This window comes from Pseudoalteromonas sp. P1-7a, assembly GCF_001401855.1.
GTDB lineage: Bacteria > Pseudomonadota > Gammaproteobacteria > Enterobacterales > Alteromonadaceae > Pseudoalteromonas.
Window position 1 is genome coordinate 26,163 of record NZ_LKDU01000019.1, and the last position, 18,852, is coordinate 45,014.

The following is an 18,852-nucleotide window of genomic DNA, read 5'->3' on the forward strand; positions in this document are numbered from 1 at the left end:
TGTTTAGTACAGTTTTAGCAATTTTGCTAAGTTTTTAGTGCGTTTAAAGGTGCTTCGTATTACAATTGCAACTGTATATCATTGCCCTTTTCTACTCTAAGCCATCTGCCGGCTTATTTGCAATTTAAGTATAGGTTTTTCAAACTTTTCATGACAGAAATCACTACACACCAAGCGTCTCGTCGTCGGTTACTTATCGCTTTGGCGATCACATGTTCATTTATGGTAATTCAGGTTATTGGCGCTTATTACGCAAATTCGCTTGCTGTGCTTGCTGATGCGGGGCACTTATTTGTGCATAACAGCTCGCTATTTATTGCTCTTATTGCCTCTACCTTAGCCATTCACTTTGCTAAAACTTATAACGATGGCTACCAACGCGCTGAACTTATTGGTGGTCTTATAAATGGTCTGCTGTATTTGGCTATTAGTTCCGTTATTTTATATGAAGGTATTGAAAGAATCTCCCATCATAACGATGGCCATGATTTAGAAATAAACAGCTTTTTAATGTCGAGTATTGCCTCTGTAGGATTTTTATTTCATGGTGCCGCAGCGTGGGTACTTTACAAAGGGCGCAAAGCGAGCATTAATGTTTACGCTGTGTTTTTACATTCGTTTTTCGATATTATATCGACCATTTCTACGTTTATAGCCGGTGTACTCATTTACTATACAGGTTGGAGCATTATTGATATTTTATCGAGCATGTTGATAGCCTCGTTTGTGCTCTTTACAGGCGGTAAAGTAATTACTAGTTGTATTAAAGGACTGTTTTTTAATAGCGCTAAATTGCCTAAAGTAAAAGACATTGAGCAATCTATTACCGACTTAGAGCATGTACATAATGTACATAATGTGACGGTACTGCGTAAAGACAATGATATTATTGTCGGCGCTCATGTAGTGTTAAAACAGCATTGTACTATCGAAAAGCACGACGAAGCTTGTCGCTTAAAAATAGAAAAGCTCCTTGCGGCTCGTTTTAATGTTAAAAGCAGTGTATTGCAAATAGAAAGCCACGAATGCCAACATATTCATAGCTAATTGTTTATTAAACTCTGAATATGCTCAATGGTTTCTGGGCTTTGCAATTGCTGTGCGCGCATTGGTTTTGCAAAATAATAACCTTGCACAACATGACAGCCTAAGCCTTCTAAAAACGCTTTTTGTTGCTTAGTTTCAACGCCCTCGGCTATGCAATAAAGCCCAAGGTTTTGGGCCAAAGTATAAATGGTTTTGATTATAGACTCATCACTCTTATCACTCCCAATACTGTTAACAAAGCTTTGATCTATTTTAATAACATCGATAGGGAACTGACTTAGATAGGTGAGTGATGAGTAGCCAGTACCAAAATCATCCAGTAAAAGCTTAAAGCCAGCAGCCTTTAATTTTTGTAATTGTTTAGCGGCTTTTTGCTTATCTTCGAGCAATATGTTTTCAGTTATTTCTAAGCGCAGCTGCACTGGGCTCATTTTATGGTGTTTTAAAATATTAATCAGTTTGGTGGCTATATTGGTTCTCAAAATGTGTTTTGGTGACAAATTAAGCGAGATATAAAATAATGGGTTTTTAGCTAAAGTAGGTGCTAGTTCAGATAGCGCACGCTCTAAAGCTTGTTCAGTCAACGCTTCAATAAGGCCTGTTTCTTCTGCTAATGGGATAAATAAAGCCGGTGAGACAAATTGACCGTTATTTTCCCAGCGCATTAGTAATTCAACGCCATTAATTGTTTGCGCTTGCGTATCGATAATGGGTTGGTAATGATTAAATAACAGCTGATCTTTAGCGGCATCTTTTAAATCGTTTTCAAGGATGAGTTTTTGTTTTATTTTCTCGTTCATCGAGTCATTAAAAAACTTAAAGCCGTTTCTGCCAGCCTGCTTTGCGTGCATCATGGCTACGTCTGCATTTCTGATCAATAAATCTGTTGAACTGGCATCATACGGGTATAAAGCGACGCCTATACTTGCAGATATATTTATAGAAAAATCTTCAATAATCACTTTATTAGCAAGTTCTGAGCTTATGCCTTTAACTGTTTGATTAAGAATCGAAATGTCTTCAACTTTATCTATAAGGACTAAAAACTCGTCACCGCTTTGGCGACCAAGTGTGGCATTACTTGGCAGCATTGAACTTACCCTTTGGGTAATATTACATAGAAGCTGATCACCAACAGCGTGTCCAAACGTGTCATTTACCGGTTTAAATTTATCCAAGTCAATAAATAATAATGCGCTTTGCGTTAGTTGTTCACGCGCAATCTCAATAGATTGACTGATTTTTTGATGCATTAAACTGCGGTTAGGCAACTGTGTGAGCGGATCGAAGTTAGCTAAATAACGTAGCTCATCTTCGGCCTTTTTTTGCTCGGTTAGATCGGATATAACAATTACATAATAGCTAATGCTGTTTGCTTCTTTCGCGATTGCGGTAGCACTTATATGGATCGGGTGGTGCTGATTAGTCGCGGTTTTAATAATGGTATCAGTTCGCCAGTTTTGCTTAGCGGTTAAGGTTTTTAATGTGTTGGCATAGCGTTTACATTGCGCTTTACCTATCGCTTTAACAAACACTTTTAAGCTTAGTGGTTGCGTATGACTTTGTGAGAAGGTTTTTATAAAACTGTTGTTTGCAGAAACCGGCACTAAGTTATTATCTAAAATAAGCAACCAGTCATTTATCTGTCCAAACGCCTCACCTAAAATGTTGGCTTGCTGTTCATTGGCACGTTGCTCAGTAATGTTGGTGTATATACCAGATACAGAGACAGGCTTGTGTGTTTGTTCATCATAAATAATTTGCCCTAAATCTTGATACCATAGCCAATGGCCCAACTTGTGCTTTAACCGGTATGTTGCTTGCCAATGCTCTTGCTTTTTTTGCTTTGTAAAATTTAACCAATGAGAAATCACGCGTGGTTTATCTTCAGGGTGAATCAAAGCTAAATAGTGCTTTAGTGGTATGCGTTTTGGTAAATTTGTATAACCAAGTTCACTACCACGGTTAGTATTTACCGACTCGTCGTGGTAGTGGTAGTCCCAAATGCCACTTTTATTGTTTGTAAGGGCAAGCTCGGTTTGTTTTTGCGAGTGTATAGTCGCTTTTTGCGCATTAGCGATAGCTAGCTGCCTGCTTCTGTATTGCCAAAAAAGTAAACACAATATAGTGCTTATAATTAAAATATAAGCCGCATACGCATAAGGAGACTTCCATGGCGCGTACGCCACTTTAAAATTTAACAGCGCCGGCTTCGACTCTGTCGCACTATTAAAATTATATGCGCTGGCCGTTAATTGGTAATTACCTGGCGGTAGCGTTGTAAAAAATATTTTATTTGTCTTTAAATTATCATACTCGAGTGAAGTAGGCCCTTGAAGCGTAATTTTGTAACGTGTTTCCGCGCTATTTTGAAAATCAAAATTTGAAAAGCTTACCTCTAAGCCCATATCTTCATGTGTTAATTCCAACGCAGAGACGGCAAACTGACTGGGTTTATAGTTTAAGTCGCGCGACATTAACCTAATATCGGTTATTGCCGTGGTTGTTTGTTTGCTTTGCTGTAAAAACTCAGCTGGGTCAAACGAAATCGCACCATAACTGCTGCCAAACATAATATTGTTATTTTTAAGCGTAATGGCCCCTAAGGTACTAAATGAATTAACCGACAAACCATCTTTTACCGTAAAAACTCGCAGCCTTAACGTGTCGGTATTTAAGCGGTACAAACCATTTTTGCTGCTAAACCATAAATACCCATAGTCATCGCTAATAAGTGAATAAATAGACTGCGTTTTTAGCGCATTAGTGACGTTAAAGTGGTGTTTTTTTTCATAGCTTTGTGCATCAATTCCCACTAAGCCTTCACTGGTTGTGGCAAGCCATAAAATGTTGTTTTTATCAATCAACCAGTTTTCTACTGTGTGGTAACTTTGGTTGCCTTTTTTACTGGTTTTATAAATAGCGGTTAAGGTGTTTGTTTGCTCGTTATATCGATAAAAATGGGTGGTTGTGCTTATTACAAACTCATTGGGGTAATCGTTAAAAGGACGATGAAAAGTGTACGCATTTAGAGGGTCTATATGCTGTTTTAAGCCTTTAATTTCGCGTGTTAATCCCGTTTTACCATTATAAACATAAAAGCCGTGATCATTATAAAACGCAAATGTATCTGGAGCTATCTCTGACACACCATAAATAGTTGCATCTTTGGACATAACGTTATTTAAATCTTTTTTTGCAACCGTGGTCCCCGTTTTTTTATCAAATAAAATTAAATTGTAGTATCCCGTTAGCCATAAGTACCGAGAATTGGGTTCTAAATGTGCTTTATTAATGGCAAAAATTGCGTATTCGCCATACACCGCTTTAGGGTCTCGCGAGGTTAAGTGATAAGTGGTGTGATTGTCAGCATTTACATGAGCGAGGCCATTATCGGTGCCATACCACATAGTTAAGTCAGCATCTTGGAAAATACTATTTATATGGTTGTTTTTGGGTAAGGTTACTTTTTTAAAACGTCGTGTGTTTATTGACCAAGTAAGCACACCTTGCGTGCGCGATGCAAGCCAAAACACGCCGCTTGAGTCAACCATTAAATCGTTAATGGTATTTTCGGTAATATTAAATTTGCTTTGATCAAAGCTAAGTACCAGCTCAGTCGTCCCTTTTGCTCGCTTAAATTCGAACAAGCCATGCTCTGTGGCAATAAATTCGCCATAAGGTGTATTGGTGTAATCCCAAATATTGTAATCAGCAATAACACGTTTAGTGCTTTGATATGCAGGCTCCTGTGCTGTTTTATCTAAACTTAACGCGTACATGCCTTCAACTGTGCCGACTAATAACCCTAGCATGGGGTCGATAGCTAAAAACTTAACATTATTATTATCGGCTGTTTGTTTATTGGGGGCTTGTAAACTAAGAGAGCGTAAAGATTCTGTTTTTAGGTCGTAACTAAATAAACCTGCTTGTGTGCCTATAAAAAGCGTGCCTTGGTAATATTTTAGCGCGCGTAACATGGTCTCTTCACTTTGTGCTGTAAACTCTAAGGTGAGTGAGTTTGTACTAGAACTCAGTGAATACACGTTGTTTAAAATGGCAAAGTAAAAAGTATCCTGATACTGTTCAACAGCTTCAATTGAGGCGTAGTTTGCTGTATTGCCAGCAAGGCTACCTGAAAATATATTGCGAGTAGCTAACGTTTTAGGATCAACCAAAAAAGCGCCTGCAAGCTCAGTTGACACAATAATATTGCCTTCATGGGTTTTAAAAAGCGTAGTAATGAAATTTTCGTTAAGGTTAAATCCGCCATCAAAGGGAGTGACAGTGTAACCATCAAAGCGGTTTAGGCCTTGCGCTGTGGCTATCCAAATGTAACCTAAATCATCTTGTAGAATTTTAGTTACGTAGTTTTGGGATAAACCTTCATCGGTAGATATTCGTTGTAGTTGTTGAGCATAATTTGTGGTGGCCGATACGCTATTAATACAAAGAAAATAAACAGTGGTGAAGAGAAAAAACAGAATACTCAATCGCACTAATAAACTCGCTCTAGGGCAGGGGGAATGTACATTTAAAAATTAAATATAGCACACTTTTTTGAATTGTGGATTACAACTTATATCAACTAAACTTAGTCATTAATAATTACTTAAGCTAGGCTTGCTAATTATAATTACGTAAAAAACGGGGTGTTATGATGAGTCACAAAAATTTATCTGCTGATAAAAGCATTTTATTAGTAATAGACATTCAAGATAACCTCTCTCCCGCAATTAGCGAATTTTCTGATTTACTGCAGTGGTCAATAAAAATTGCCAAAGTTAGTGCCATTTTTAAAATTCCTAGCATTGTTACAGAGCAATACCCACAAGGACTAGGTAGCACAAATAGACGATTAAAAGACGCGCTTTTAAATGCGCAGAGTATTGAAAAAACACATTTTAGTGCATGTAACGAGCCGACATTTAATGCTACGTTTAAACAACTTACACGCACGCAAGTTATAGTAATAGGCACAGAGTCACATGTATGTGTTTTACAAACCTGTTTAGATTTAATAGCGCAAGGGATTGAAGTATATGTAGCTGCTGATGCGGTAGGCTCACGAGATCCGGAGCATAAATCATTAGCTTTAATGCAGCTACAACAAGCAGGTGCTATCATTACCAGCGTAGAAAGTATTATTTTTCAATGGACAAAAAACGCCGCATCGCCAGAATTTAAAGCGGTTTTATCAATTATTAAGTAAAGTTTGCAGGCTAAGCTATAGTAATAAAATGTGGTCGAAATTATCGGCTAATACGTACAAAACCCGATTATATTATAAAACTAATAACTAAAGGTATTTATGAATAGTGTAAGTCGTTTATTCACCATAATATTCATTTTTTTGTTTGTAGAGTCAATAGCTCTAGGGGTGTACTTTGGCACACTTGCACAAGCATTTATTGTTGGCTTACCTTTAAGCTTATTGCCCATTTGGTTACTTAAAACTCAGCAAAATAACCCCGTTACTGGGCACGTGGTTGCAGCAGCAATCATGATGTTTTCTTTTTTGCACATACAACAAGCCTTTGGATTAATAGAAATACACTTCGAAATATTCATCTTAATGGCCATGTTAATCATGTTTGTGAACTGGCGCGTGTTTATCACTGCCATTATTTTTGTGGCCATTCATCATTTAAGCTTTTATTTTTTACAAATACAAAACACTGGTTTTTATGTATTTGACCCAGATAGGCTCGCCTTTACTACGGTACTTATACATGCCGGTTATGCAATAGTAGAGGTGTTTGTAGCCGGTTATATTGCTAAAACATTGCAACAGGAGCGGCGTGCTGGGCTGTCTTTAACCAAAGCGACAGAAGCTATTATGCACGACCCAGAACATATACAACTTTCGCTCAGAGCGGATGACAAAAATAGCAATGCCGTGGCGGGTTTTAACACCTTATTAGGTTATTTATCGGATGTGATTAGTCAAGTACAAACCCAGTCTCTTTCACTGCAGAAAAACTCTCAGCAATTAATAAACGTACATGATGAGTTAGCAAGCGGGGCTGAGCAAAGAAAGCAACAAACTAATGATATAGCTGACTCAGGCGCGCAAGTTGCCCAAGGCTTTAGTTCAGTTGAGCATGAAAGTAATGTGTTAAAGCAACAGGTAGATAGCATTTCTCAAGCTGCCAACAATGCATCTAATGATGTTATGCAAACTGCGACTAAAAGCACAGAGTTACTTAATTTACTTAATCATACCGAAGAGCAAATAAATCATTTAGTGGCAGCAGGCGATGTAATATCAGGTTTACTCAATGAGATATCAGGTATTGCAGAGCAAACTAACCTACTTGCGCTAAATGCAGCCATTGAAGCTGCAAGGGCCGGTGAACATGGCCGAGGGTTTGCTGTTGTAGCCGATGAGGTAAGAACCCTTGCTACAAGCAGTAAAGCGACGACAGACAAAATTGCATTAACGCTAAAAGATTTAGTTACTAACAGTAAAACCTCAACCCAATCTATGAGTCAATGTGTTGATTTTGTGGTTGATTTAACGCATATAAGCACCACCTTGAAAGAAAACATAAGTGCGATGAGTGAGCAAATCAAAGCTGTAAACCACAGTGCTCACTCTGTCTCACAAGTTGTTGCTGATCAAGCGGTTAACACAAAACAAATAGCCTCAAGCACAGAACAAATGCAGCAAAGCCAATATCAAGACACCAAGGTGGTCGAAAAGTTAACCGCCAAAGTTCAAATGATAGATGTAAGTATTGCCGTGTTAGAGCAGAGCATTGCCAAGTTTAAGTAAATCAGCCATAAAAACGAGGATAGTAATAGTTTTGTGGCTAGTTGTGACTGTCTCAGGGCTGGTTTATTATCAATACAACCAGTTACGTGTATTTGATAGTGTGGGTGTACTTGAGCAAACTGGGTGGTTTGCCAATTTTAAGCAACACATAGGATTTATAACCACTAATAAAAATGCGTTGATTATAGTCACCGACCCTGACTGCGGCTGTACCAAGCAAGCTCAACCTCACTTAAAGCAATTAGCGGCGTTTTCTAAAGCGCACAACTTTGCGCTTATCAATATTGAGCAAACAGCCTCTTTACAAAAGTTGCTCCCATCTACCCCCGCGGCAGTAGTTATTAATCACAAGGGTGACTTTGTTTATGCAGGCCCTCTTTCTCAAGGGCTTGGCTGCGCGCAGGGCAGTGGTTTTGTCGAAACGGTTATAAATAATCTTGTAGCTGGATTTAACAGCCAGCTGTTACTTAATAAAACCAGTGGTTGTTACTGCACTGCTTAATATTTGTAAAAAATGAATCGTTTCTGAGATTTTCAATTTAAAAAACGTATCTCATTATTGACTCAAGGTAATGCTTAATGCCATATAAATTTAATAAAGTATACAGTATGAATGTCGAGCCTGGTGAGTTTCTCTTACTTGGACTTCCCAGCTTTCTCTAGACAGTTTCTAACTCAGAAAAATACGCTTCCTCAAACTTAGCAGGTGAAACACCGCCTGTGTGTGAATGGCGTTTTTTTGGATTGTAGAACATTTCTATAAAATTGAATATCTCAGCTTTCGCATCTTCCCTTGTCGAATATATCTTACGCTTAACTATTCGCTTTTTAATCTTTACAAAAAAGCTTTCAGCAACTGCATTATCGTGACAATTCCCAGCTCGACTCATTGAGGGTACAAGGTTATATTCTTTCATAAAGGCTAAGTAATCAGCGCTACCATACTGGCTTCCTTAATCACTATGTACCATTACGTCAGCTTTCGGCTGGCGCTGATAAACTGCCATAAGCAATGCTTTAATTACTAAGTGTTTGTCCATGTTTTTATCCATCGACCAGCCTACGATGCGCCTAGAGAATAAATTCATGACAGTGGCTACATACAAGAAGCCTTCATAGGTTCTCACATAAGTAATATCACTTACTCAAGTTTGATTCGGCGCAGGAGGATTAAACTGTCGAGCTAGCAAGTTATCTGCAATGCGCGATGTTTTACCGCCTTTAATAGGGCGACGTTTATAACCTATTTGCGCTTTGAGTTTATGTTGGCGCATGATTTTAGCTACGCGATTAACACAGCATACTCACCAGCTTCACGTCAATCTTCGTGTACCTAAGGACTACCGTAAGTGCCACCACAGGCAACGTAAAACTTTAATAAGCTTAAGCAAACGATTATCTTCGATTGCTCTGTCACTCAATGGCTTTTTTAACCACACATAAACGCCACTACGGTGTAGCTTAAATAGTTTACACATCGCAACAATAGAAAACTCATTGGGTTTTTAGCAAACTATGGGGAGTCCATAGGGTGCCTAAAAATTATATTACCGAGATACACGTGCAGTATGGTGAAAGCAAAAACTTTAAAAGCGTCGTTTGCGCTTTAATAAGCACGTACTTTTGAAAATTTGGCGTTTTGATAAAAGTTAATTTTTATGTGAAAAATAGTATTTAGTTGTAAAAAACAAATTACAAATGCAAACATATGATGTATGTTATCATTAATAAACCTTAGAAACATAATAAATACGATCTATAAATAACTTTTCTAAACGAGAGATAGCATGAGACAACATCTATTAGGCTTCACACTAGCCCCATTATTTTTACTTACATCAGCGTGTTCACAGCAAGAAGGTGTTATAGACTCAAAAAACACTGAAACGCTAAGTGCAGCAAGTACTTCGTTGAATAGCTACGAAAAAGCAGCACAACTAAAAATTAATAAACTTAAAAAGCTAATGGCAAAAGCTAAGCGTAAGCAAATAGATGTTACACGTGAGCAGAGCGTTGTGTGGTTTGCAGAACAGTTTTTAAAGTTTGCTAATTGGGATGAGAACAATTACGACGCTGTTGTTAAGCTATTTAGTTATGAACGTTATTATAAAGACAAAAAAGAGCAGTTAGCAAAAGACCTTCCTGATTTTGAGCGAAAGAAAGTCATTCAAATTTTAGATAAAGGGATAGATGATTTGTCTAAAGAGCTGGCTGGTGAGATAAAGCGTCGTCCTGTAAATAAAGTTGATTGGCAAAATACTAAAGCACAGGACAACATGTTTGTAAGTAATGGTAAGCCAATATTTCTATATGACTATTTTTCAAAAACGGTGGGGCAACCGCTTACAAATAAAGATATTTACAACGACCATTTAGGTGCGCTTTATCATGGTGGTGAAGATTTATACCCTGTTGATCATGATCGCGCTATTAATTCTTTTTTAGTGCGTGAGGATGGTACCTTTGACGAGGAGCTAATGAAAGAGTTAACCCGTATTCCAGACACTAACATTGGTTTTTTAGTTTATTGGCTAATGGGTATCCCACAGTGGGTTGAAGAGCGAGAACCCGAGGTTAGAAAAGGGCGTTCTTTATTTACTGGGTTCGATATTGACAACCCATTAGCACGCGAAGTATGGGGCAAGATAATTCGTAAAACGGGTGAACTCACCAAAGGTAAAAAAGTCACTGAGGTGGGTTTTGTGCTTGCTAACGAACCACATTGGTATGCTGAAAAAGGACATTGGACACAAAATTTCCAAGAAATGACGAGTATTTCTTCGTACACGTTAAATAAATTTAGAAATTGGTTGCGCACTAAATATCAGGGAAATATAACTAAGCTTAATGAAAATTGGGATACTAATTTTAAAAACTTTAAAAGTGTTGCAATAGAAATCCCTATTGATCCGGCGTTAAAAGGCTTACCCATCTGGTACGACTGGACGCGGTATAATATGGATAGAAGTACGGATTGGTTTACGTATGTTCAAAACGAACTGCACTCTGTAAATGAAGACGCCGATACTCATATTAAAATTATGCCTCGTATGTTCATGGAAGACTCTCGCTCTGGAGGTATAGATACCGAAGCTCTAGCTGAATTGACAACTATGGTTGGGCACGATGCCAAATCATTTGGTAGCGAAAACATTCGCCCTGGTAAATCGTCTAAATGGATCGAAAAATACGCTTATAATTGGGGCATTGTGGCTATGTTCCATGATTTTATGGAATCAGTAGCACCAAATAAAATTAATGTTAATTCAGAGTCCCACTTTTTATCATCGGGTCAGTGGCGTGATTTGGATACACGTACTAGTTATGTACGAAGTGTTTACTGGCTTGCCACTTTACTTGGTATGGATGCCAATATGGGGTGGTTTTGGGCACGCGATCCTGATGGTTCGCCAGAGGATCGATTAGAAGGTGACTTAGACTTTTTTGACCCAGGTTTGGGAGGAGCATTTGCGGGTTCTAACAATATGCAGCCCCATGTAACTAACGAAGTTACTCAAGTAATGTTTGATCTTAATAGTTTTTCTGAGGAAATTGTAGAGCTCAGAGAACAGCGTCGTCCGCTTCGCTTATTTTATTCTGAAACCACGGCTATTAATATTGATGACTATATGAGTAAAGGTTACGCGCTCTATGAAGATTTGTTTTTTGAAGGTTTTCCGCTTGGCTTTGCTACAAAAAATATAATCGAAAAACAAGATAATAGTAATTGGGACGCGATACTTGTCTATCGTAATAAATTTGTTACTGATGATGAATTTAAGACACTACAAGGCTATTTAAATAATGGTGGTACAGTTATTTTAGACTCTGAACAGAGCCTGTCTTTAAATGAATATGGCCAACCACGTAAAGTTAAGTTAGCACCAGGAAAAGGTAAGCTTATTGTTATGCCTAAGGGTTCTGATACTAAAGCAATTAAAAAAATGGCACTTGAGCAAGTATCAGACAGTCTACCAGATGTATCAATAACGGCGGATAATGGGGAAGATTTTAAAACGGTAACATGGCGTACTGTTAAACAAAAAAATGGGAAATATCTTGTTAATATTTTAAATTTAGGCCATGGCAATGCAGATATAGAGTTATCTATTAAAGGCAGTAAGAATGTAAATATTAAAAACTTGATGACCAGCAATAAGCTTAAAAGTACTTTTGATATTCCATCTGAGGGTGTTCTGCTACTCGAAGTTACACCTAACTAATCGAGTTAGAACCTGTGTATATTTACACAGGTTCTAACTGTTAAAAAGGGACAACCTCTTTTTTTATTGAAAACATAAACATCATATGTTTATATTGTTTGTATTAATGTTGCTAAACTAACCATTGTGCTAAATGGATAACTATTTTAACAATGCCTAGTAAGTTAATTGGTAAAACCTTTCACCTGACAGGACACACATAATGAAAGTATTCAATTTTAAGTCACTGATGATAATAGGATACTGCGCGCTGTTTACATTTAATGTATATGCCAATGACGCAGGGAAAGAACATACACAAAAGAAAAAGCCAAATGTACTTATTTTAATGTTTGATGATATGCGATTCGACACTTTCTCCTATAGAAATGGCCCCGTTTCGACGCCAAATATTGATGCGTTAGCACATGAGGGTACGCGCTTTGATCAAGCTATGACATCTACGGGGTTATGCTCGCCTTCTCGCGCGGCTATGTTTACTGGGCGTTGGGGGCATAAAACGGGGCTTGACGATAACGTAGGGCTTTATCATTCAAGACTCTCTGAACTATCACTAAGTGAGGGAAGCGTTATTAAACGTGCAACTAGCGTAGGTTACGATGTTAGTTATGTGGGTAAATGGCACTTAGGCGCTCAAGGTCCCACCCTTCGAGGTGCTAACTTTATGTGGGGTCACGATAAAGATGAAGAGCGTAATGGCCGGCCCTTTACACCTTATGGTACTAAAAAAAATGTAGAGCGAATGAACGCTGGGGAGCGAGATGAAAACGGTGAAAAACACGACTACTATAAAACTTTGCCTGGCACTTATGCTGATACGGTAACGGCTAAAGAAGTAAACGAAGGCAAACTAATGCTGAGAAACGCAGCTAAATCAAACAAACCATTTTTTGGGATTGTTAGTTTTGAGCAACCTCATCCGCCGTACCGCGTACCAGAGCCTTACGCCAGCATGTACGACTACAAAGATATAAAACTTCCTCCCAATTTTGGTATTGAACGTAAAAACAAACCAATGGCACAAGACGATATTTGGTGGCCTTGGCATGATGTAAGCCATATGACTGAAACTGATTGGCGCAAAGCACACAGTTTTTACTATGGGGCTATCGCCATGATAGATCATGCTGTTGGCGAGCTCATTAATACCGCCAAAGAAGAAGGTTTATACGACGACCTGCACATTATTTTAGTCGGCGATCAGGGCAGCATGCTAGGCGAGCATAACCTGTACGACAAAGGCCCCTACGCGTATGACGAATTAATGCGTATGCCGCTTATTATTCGTGCGCCAAATATTGAGCCTAAAATAATTAATCGTCAGGTATCTATGCTTGATATTGCACCTACACTTCGTCAATGGATGTCATTACCCCTTGATGGTGACGAGGATGGACGTTCACTCGTGCCGTTAATGGAGCAGGGTGATAGCGCGGATTCTGGCAAAGATGATGTAGCACTTTATGCATACGAGTGGTACAACGGCGGCTGGTTTGGTATTAGAGCGATACGTACCCCTGAAATGAAGTTTGTATGGAATCCCGGCGACAGCCGCGATGAATTATACGATTTAAAAAATGATCCTTACGAAATCACAAACCAAATAGATAATCCTAAATACAAAAAACAGCTTACTGATTTAGTTAATAAAATGGCTGGGGAGCTGAAGCGTATTGAGGACCCATCATTAACTAAATTTAATCATCATATGAAAGCTTTTTTATAGCCGAGAAATGCCCTTTGGTGGGCCTTAATTGGCCTACTATTTTTTATTATCAAAATTGAGACTGGCACTATGAAAATACACACAAAATTATTGAGCGCTTTATCATCGCTTGCGCTATTAGTTGGCTCTGCGGGTATACATGCAAGTGAACAAAAACCCAATATTATTCTTATTGTTGCAGATGACCTAGGTTATGCAGATGTAGGTTTTAATGGCTCTAAAGATATTATTACCCCAAATATTGATGATCTTGCTAAATCAGGAACTTCCTTTTCAGACGCTTACGTAGCGCACCCGTTCTGCGGCCCAAGCAGAGCTGCGTTAATGACAGGTCGTTATCCACATAAAATTGGCTCACAATTTAATTTACCGACACGCGGCTCAAACGTAGGCGTGCCTACTGATGCTAAGTTTATTAGTAAATTACTAAATGAAAATAACTACTTCACTGGTGCTCTTGGTAAATGGCACTTAGGTGATGCGCCGAAATATCATCCTAATCAACGCGGTTTCGATGAATACTATGGGTTTTTAGGGGGCGGGCATAATTACTTTCCAAGTCAATACCAGCCAATTTATGAAAAGCAAAAAGCACAAGGTTTAAAAAATATTTTTGAATACTTAACACCGCTTGAACATAACGGTAAAAAAGTTAGAGAAACAGAATATATTACCGATGCACTATCACGCGAAGCCGTAAATTTTGTAGATAAAGCAGCGGAAAAAACTAACCCGTTCTTTTTATATTTAGCGTACAACGCCCCGCATGTACCACTACAAGCTAAAGATGAAGACATAGCGATGTTTCCTAATATAAAAAATAAAGATCGTAAAACATACGCGGGTATGGTTTTCGCCCTCGACCGTGGTATTGGTAAATTAGTTAGCGCTCTTAAAAAAAATAATCAGTTAGATAACACGCTTATCGTATTTATGAGCGATAACGGTGGAAAATTAAGTAAAGGCGCTAATAACTTCCCACTCACAGCCGGTAAGGGAAGTACACAAGAAGGCGGCTTTAGAGTACCTATGTTGTTTCATTGGCCTAAACATGTACCTGCGGGCAAGCGTTTCTCGCACCCTGTATCGGCACTTGATTTATACCCAACATTTGCAGCTTTAGCGGGCGCTAAAATTGAAGAAAGCCAACAATTAGATGGCACTAATATGTGGCCTGCATTTATTAAAAATGAAAACCCACATAAAGATGAGCCAATTTATGCTCTTCGTCATCGTAAAGGTTACAGTGATGCAGCGATACGCTTAAATCAATGGAAAGCTTTGAAAGTTAACCAGCAACCGTGGCAGTTATTTAATATCGAAAACGATATTTCCGAAAAAAACGATGTAAGTAAATCTAATAAAGCACTGTTAACCGACATGGTCCGCGAAATGGAAAAGTGGAGCTGGGATAACCAGCAGCCTAGCTGGTTCCATGAAACTACAGAGGGTGTGAACTGGCGGCTAGATGCTATGCCACGATTTGATAAAACGTTTAAAACAACTAAGTAAGTTTTATCAAATTCACGGAGGTTTTATGAAAGTAAAAGCAGTTGTATGGCATGTGTCTTTGTTATGCATGGGTGCAAGCTTACTAGGTTGTCAGCAAGCGAGTGCCCTAGCGGGCGCTCAGATAATACCTGGCAGTACATTATTTACTGAGCAGCACCAAGCAATTAAATTAGAAAACAAAAACCGGCGTAAATGGGATAACGCATTAATAAGCGATTTAGACCAAGACGGTTACCCAGATTTATTACTTACTGATCATGGTTATACCATCCGTTTGTATTGGAACAATAAAGGCGTTTACGATAAAGGCCGCGACCTAATTGTGGGTGATATGCACGGTATTGGCGTAGGCGATTACGATAAAGATGGCAAAATGGACATTTTGCTTTCGCGTGGTGGTGGCTCGGGTAGTAACGCACGCAATGCTAAATTGTTTCATTTTAACAAAAGAGAAATTATTGAAGGCGGCGAGTTTTCACCCAAACTGCCAACGTTACGTGGGCGTACTAGTAAGTTTTTTGATGCCAATAACAACGGTCATTTAGATTTATTACTAATGGGATTCCCGCAGGCGAATAGTGGTAAACAAACCAGTAATTTTATTTATAAAAACGATGGCACTGGCAATATAACCCACGCAACTGATTTACCAAAAACTAATCGAGATGGTCAAAAAGTTCTTATTACAGATTTTAATAACGATAAAATTGACGATTTAGTGATATATGGCGACGGCGCTTTACGTGTTTTAAAAGGCAATGGCGACTTTACCTTTAGTGACGTAACCGCCAACGTTTTACGTGATAAAATAATGAATGCGACGGGTGTAAGCGAAGTCGATTTTGATAACGATGGTGACTTTGATTTATATATAAGTCGAGCTAATCCATTACAAGCAGGCGATACGTTTTTTGATGCTAAAAGCCACACATTTGGTTTTTATACTAAACGTGGTCCATTTAAGTTCGACGACTTACTTATTGGCGATACGCTTAATTTAGTTAATTACCAATCACCTTATCCAAACCAAGATGTTTTTGTTGGAGAGGGGGCTTATAAATACAAGTTTGAAGGTGAAAGACATAGTGGTCAAAATATCAATATTGTAAGTAGTAACGGCTTAGGCTGGCCGGATACTCAACCTAATAAAGGACTATATGTTGGTTATATAGGTAATAATAAATGGCGTATGGCGGGTAATACCTTTTCACCTACAACGGGTGTAGTAACCGATGTTAAACATTATACCGTAAATAAAAAGCCTATAGCACCATCGGATTTGCTGCTTAAAAATAACGATGGAAAATTTGTGGATGTGAGCGCAAAAGCCGGCATTAAAACAAATTTAAATACGACCGGCGTAAGCGTGGGAGATTTTGACAACAATGGCTACCAAGATTTGTTTGTTGTTAAACAAGGTAACTTGGTAACGCCTACATCGCAAATACTGTATTTTAATAATGGTGATAACACATTTAGCCAAGCTACTGACTCGGGATTGATAACAAATACCTTAGGTACTATTGGCTCTGGCGCAAATGTACTTGATTACAACTTGGACGGCCAAGTCGATATTATTATGAATAACGACAGAGGCCAATGGCATTTATTTAGTAATCAAGCAAATAACAGTAATCACTATACATTACTGCGCATAGGTAATTCACTTAAGTATAATGCAAGCGCAATTGGAGCTATAGCCACACTTAAAGCCTGTGGTAAAACCCTAACAAGACGGGTATCACCTGATGCAGCCCCTTATACACAATCATTTGATAACGTAGTTCATTTTGGTTTGGGTCAGTGCAACGAAATAGAGAATGTGAGTGTGCGTTACAGCAATGGTGAAGCAATAAATAAATCTAAGATTGAGATAGATAAAGTAATCAATCTTTAATTCAACAGAGTTAACTATGAGAGGTAAAAAGCAAGGTTTGGTAACAGGCCTTGCTTTTTTTTCGCAAAAATTTAGGACAAAAGAGAGCAACAATGAATAAAAACAATATCACTCATCTTAAAAAAAAATTAGCGGGATTAGTGTGCTTACTTACTGTGTTTGGTTGCAGCACTGATACAGCTCAAAGGAATAATAACAGTATAAATAAAGAGGAAGTAAATGCATCTGTTAAAGCGTCTAATACTATGCTTGCTAGTGCAAGTTTATTTGCATCACTCCCTGATTATTGCCCAACCCCAGACGCTTTTGCAGTCTCTCCTACAGGAGAGCTTACTTTATCGTGCGTTAATTATGCCAATAAAGGGTTACAAGCAGGTATGTTGGTTAATATTAACGATGACAAAACGTTTACTAAAATAGCCCAGTTATCAGGGCCAAATAATAAAGGAAAGGGTCGTCCTATGGGCCTTGCTTATGCCCCTGATGGTTCCTTATTTGTAGCCGATAACCAAGGCGCTGGCAACGCTCGATTACTTAAACTTACCTTAAAAAATAATGCGGTTATTAACACTCAAGTTGTTGCCAAAGGTATGAGTTCGCCAAACGGTGTGCGCTATCACAATGGTTATATTTACGTAACTCAACTGCGTTTACCAAGTAAAAATAAGACTGAGACTCTCAGTGGGATATATCGTTTTAAAGCCACAGATACCAATATATTAGTGACAAACAGTACAGATGATCCGCATTTATTATTTTTGGCTAAAACAATTAATAAGCAACGTAAATTTGGACTTGATGGTTTAGTGTTTGACTCTCAGGGTAGCTTGTTTGTAACTAACTTAGGTGACGACTTAATTTATAAATTAACGTTTGATGCAAACCACAACCTGCTTAGCAAAAATACCTACGCAACACTTCCAAAAGGAAGCGGACCTGATGGTCTTACTATAGACCCTCAAGGGAATTTATACGCCGCAGGCTTTTTAACTAATCAAGTTATAAAAATTGATACAAACCAAAATGTAACCGTTATTGCATCTTACCCCGATAACAATTCAGAAAATGGTGAATTAGACCAACCCGCCGATATTATTTATTATAAAGGTTCCTTGCTCATGTCGAATTTTGACTTGCTTACAGGCCCAGGCATTATCAATACTGGGCATGGCAAACCTTATACAGTAAGTGAAATTAAGTTACATAATTAGTAAGGTTTTAAGTTAAGCGCTTAAATTAAAATCGTGTGTATTGCGGTGTGTGTCTGAGCTTTAGATTAATCGGCAATACATTTGGTTTACAGCTTTCAAAGCTGCTGATTGGTAGTTTTTGATAGCTGTAAATACTCTATTGAGCATAAATTACTATTACAAACCCTCGTAAATTCCTTCCTAAACTGCTCAATTCTGATCATTTTGAGCAACATTTTTTATTCTGTATAAAAATCCCTGCGCCACTTTCACTTAAATATTAATGAATTTAATACCAATCAGCAATAATACTTAATCATTTTCAGGGGCTAAAGGTGTCGCTATCTGCGTTAAATATTCTCATTTAGAACAACTAAATAGCGTATTTTTTGCCTTGCTATCAACACGTCTATCCATCCTCAAAATAGATCACTTAATTATGCGGATTGGTATAAATTGTTTAAAAACAGCAGTTTAAA

General features: G+C 38.2%; 13 protein-coding genes. 9 read left to right on the forward strand and 4 right to left on the reverse strand.

The features are described from left to right. Positions 1–150: 150 nt before the first annotated feature. Complete coding sequence (locus tag AN389_RS12490; protein ID WP_055014451.1) at positions 151–1,047, forward strand: cation diffusion facilitator family transporter; 897 nt, start codon at positions 151–153, stop codon at positions 1,045–1,047. Here AN389_RS12490 and AN389_RS12495 read toward each other — a convergent pair. Next, positions 1,044–5,546, reverse strand: coding sequence for an EAL domain-containing protein (locus AN389_RS12495; protein WP_055019925.1), 4,503 nt, complete (start codon positions 5,544–5,546; stop codon positions 1,044–1,046). The genes AN389_RS12490 and AN389_RS12495 overlap by 4 nt on opposite strands. Positions 5,547–5,704: 158 nt before the next feature. Between AN389_RS12495 and AN389_RS12500 the strand changes: the two genes are divergently transcribed. The 3 genes from AN389_RS12500 to AN389_RS12510 all read left to right on the forward strand — a co-directional run bounded on the left by AN389_RS12500 (position 5,705) and on the right by AN389_RS12510 (position 8,327). Continuing rightward, positions 5,705–6,259, forward strand: a complete 555-nt coding sequence (locus tag AN389_RS12500) for a hydrolase (protein ID WP_055014449.1) — start codon at positions 5,705–5,707, stop codon at positions 6,257–6,259. A 99-nt stretch (positions 6,260–6,358) separates the two neighbouring features. Then, positions 6,359–7,825 carry a methyl-accepting chemotaxis protein gene (locus AN389_RS12505; protein ID WP_055014448.1) on the forward strand — a complete coding sequence of 489 codons (1,467 nt, stop codon included), beginning with the start codon at positions 6,359–6,361 and terminating at the stop codon, positions 7,823–7,825. A gap of 43 nt (positions 7,826–7,868) precedes the next feature. Beyond that, positions 7,869–8,327 (forward strand): DUF6436 domain-containing protein, encoded by a 459-nt coding sequence (locus AN389_RS12510; protein WP_408003057.1) that lies wholly within the window; start codon positions 7,869–7,871, stop codon positions 8,325–8,327. A gap of 157 nt (positions 8,328–8,484) precedes the next feature. On the opposite strand, the gene AN389_RS20825 is transcribed toward AN389_RS12510, so the two are convergent. The 3 genes from AN389_RS20825 to AN389_RS20785 are packed head-to-tail and all read right to left on the reverse strand — an operon-like array spanning position 8,485 to position 9,099. Then, positions 8,485–8,742 carry an IS3 family transposase gene (locus AN389_RS20825; protein ID WP_200909022.1) on the reverse strand — a complete coding sequence of 86 codons (258 nt, stop codon included), beginning with the start codon at positions 8,740–8,742 and terminating at the stop codon, positions 8,485–8,487. Between the two features lie 36 nt (positions 8,743–8,778). Continuing rightward, positions 8,779–8,961 carry a DDE-type integrase/transposase/recombinase gene (locus tag AN389_RS20590; protein ID WP_327077725.1) on the reverse strand — a complete coding sequence of 61 codons (183 nt, stop codon included), beginning with the start codon at positions 8,959–8,961 and terminating at the stop codon, positions 8,779–8,781. A gap of 9 nt (positions 8,962–8,970) precedes the next feature. Next, positions 8,971–9,099 carry a hypothetical protein gene (locus AN389_RS20785; RefSeq protein WP_268795558.1) on the reverse strand — a complete coding sequence of 43 codons (129 nt, stop codon included), beginning with the start codon at positions 9,097–9,099 and terminating at the stop codon, positions 8,971–8,973. 513 nt (positions 9,100–9,612) lie between these two features. Between AN389_RS20785 and AN389_RS12520 the strand changes: the two genes are divergently transcribed. From AN389_RS12520 to AN389_RS12540, 5 genes are all read left to right on the forward strand, one after another. Beyond that, a complete protein-coding gene (locus AN389_RS12520) occupies positions 9,613–12,048 on the forward strand; it encodes a hypothetical protein (protein WP_055019927.1) in 2,436 nt (811 codons plus the stop codon). Positions 12,049–12,250: 202 nt separating this feature from the next. Continuing rightward, positions 12,251–13,774 carry a sulfatase-like hydrolase/transferase gene (locus AN389_RS12525; RefSeq protein ID WP_055019928.1) on the forward strand — a complete coding sequence of 508 codons (1,524 nt, stop codon included), beginning with the start codon at positions 12,251–12,253 and terminating at the stop codon, positions 13,772–13,774. A 69-nt stretch (positions 13,775–13,843) separates the two neighbouring features. Next, positions 13,844–15,286, forward strand: coding sequence for a sulfatase-like hydrolase/transferase (locus AN389_RS12530; RefSeq protein ID WP_055019929.1), 1,443 nt, complete (start codon positions 13,844–13,846; stop codon positions 15,284–15,286). 25 nt (positions 15,287–15,311) lie between these two features. Further along, complete coding sequence (locus AN389_RS12535; RefSeq protein WP_055019948.1) at positions 15,312–17,183, forward strand: CRTAC1 family protein; 1,872 nt, start codon at positions 15,312–15,314, stop codon at positions 17,181–17,183. Positions 17,184–17,275: 92 nt separating this feature from the next. After that, the gene (locus tag AN389_RS12540; RefSeq protein WP_055019930.1) at positions 17,276–18,394 is read left to right on the forward strand and encodes an SMP-30/gluconolactonase/LRE family protein; all 1,119 of its coding nucleotides are present in this window, start codon (positions 17,276–17,278) and stop codon (positions 18,392–18,394) included. Positions 18,395–18,852 lie beyond the last annotated feature (458 nt).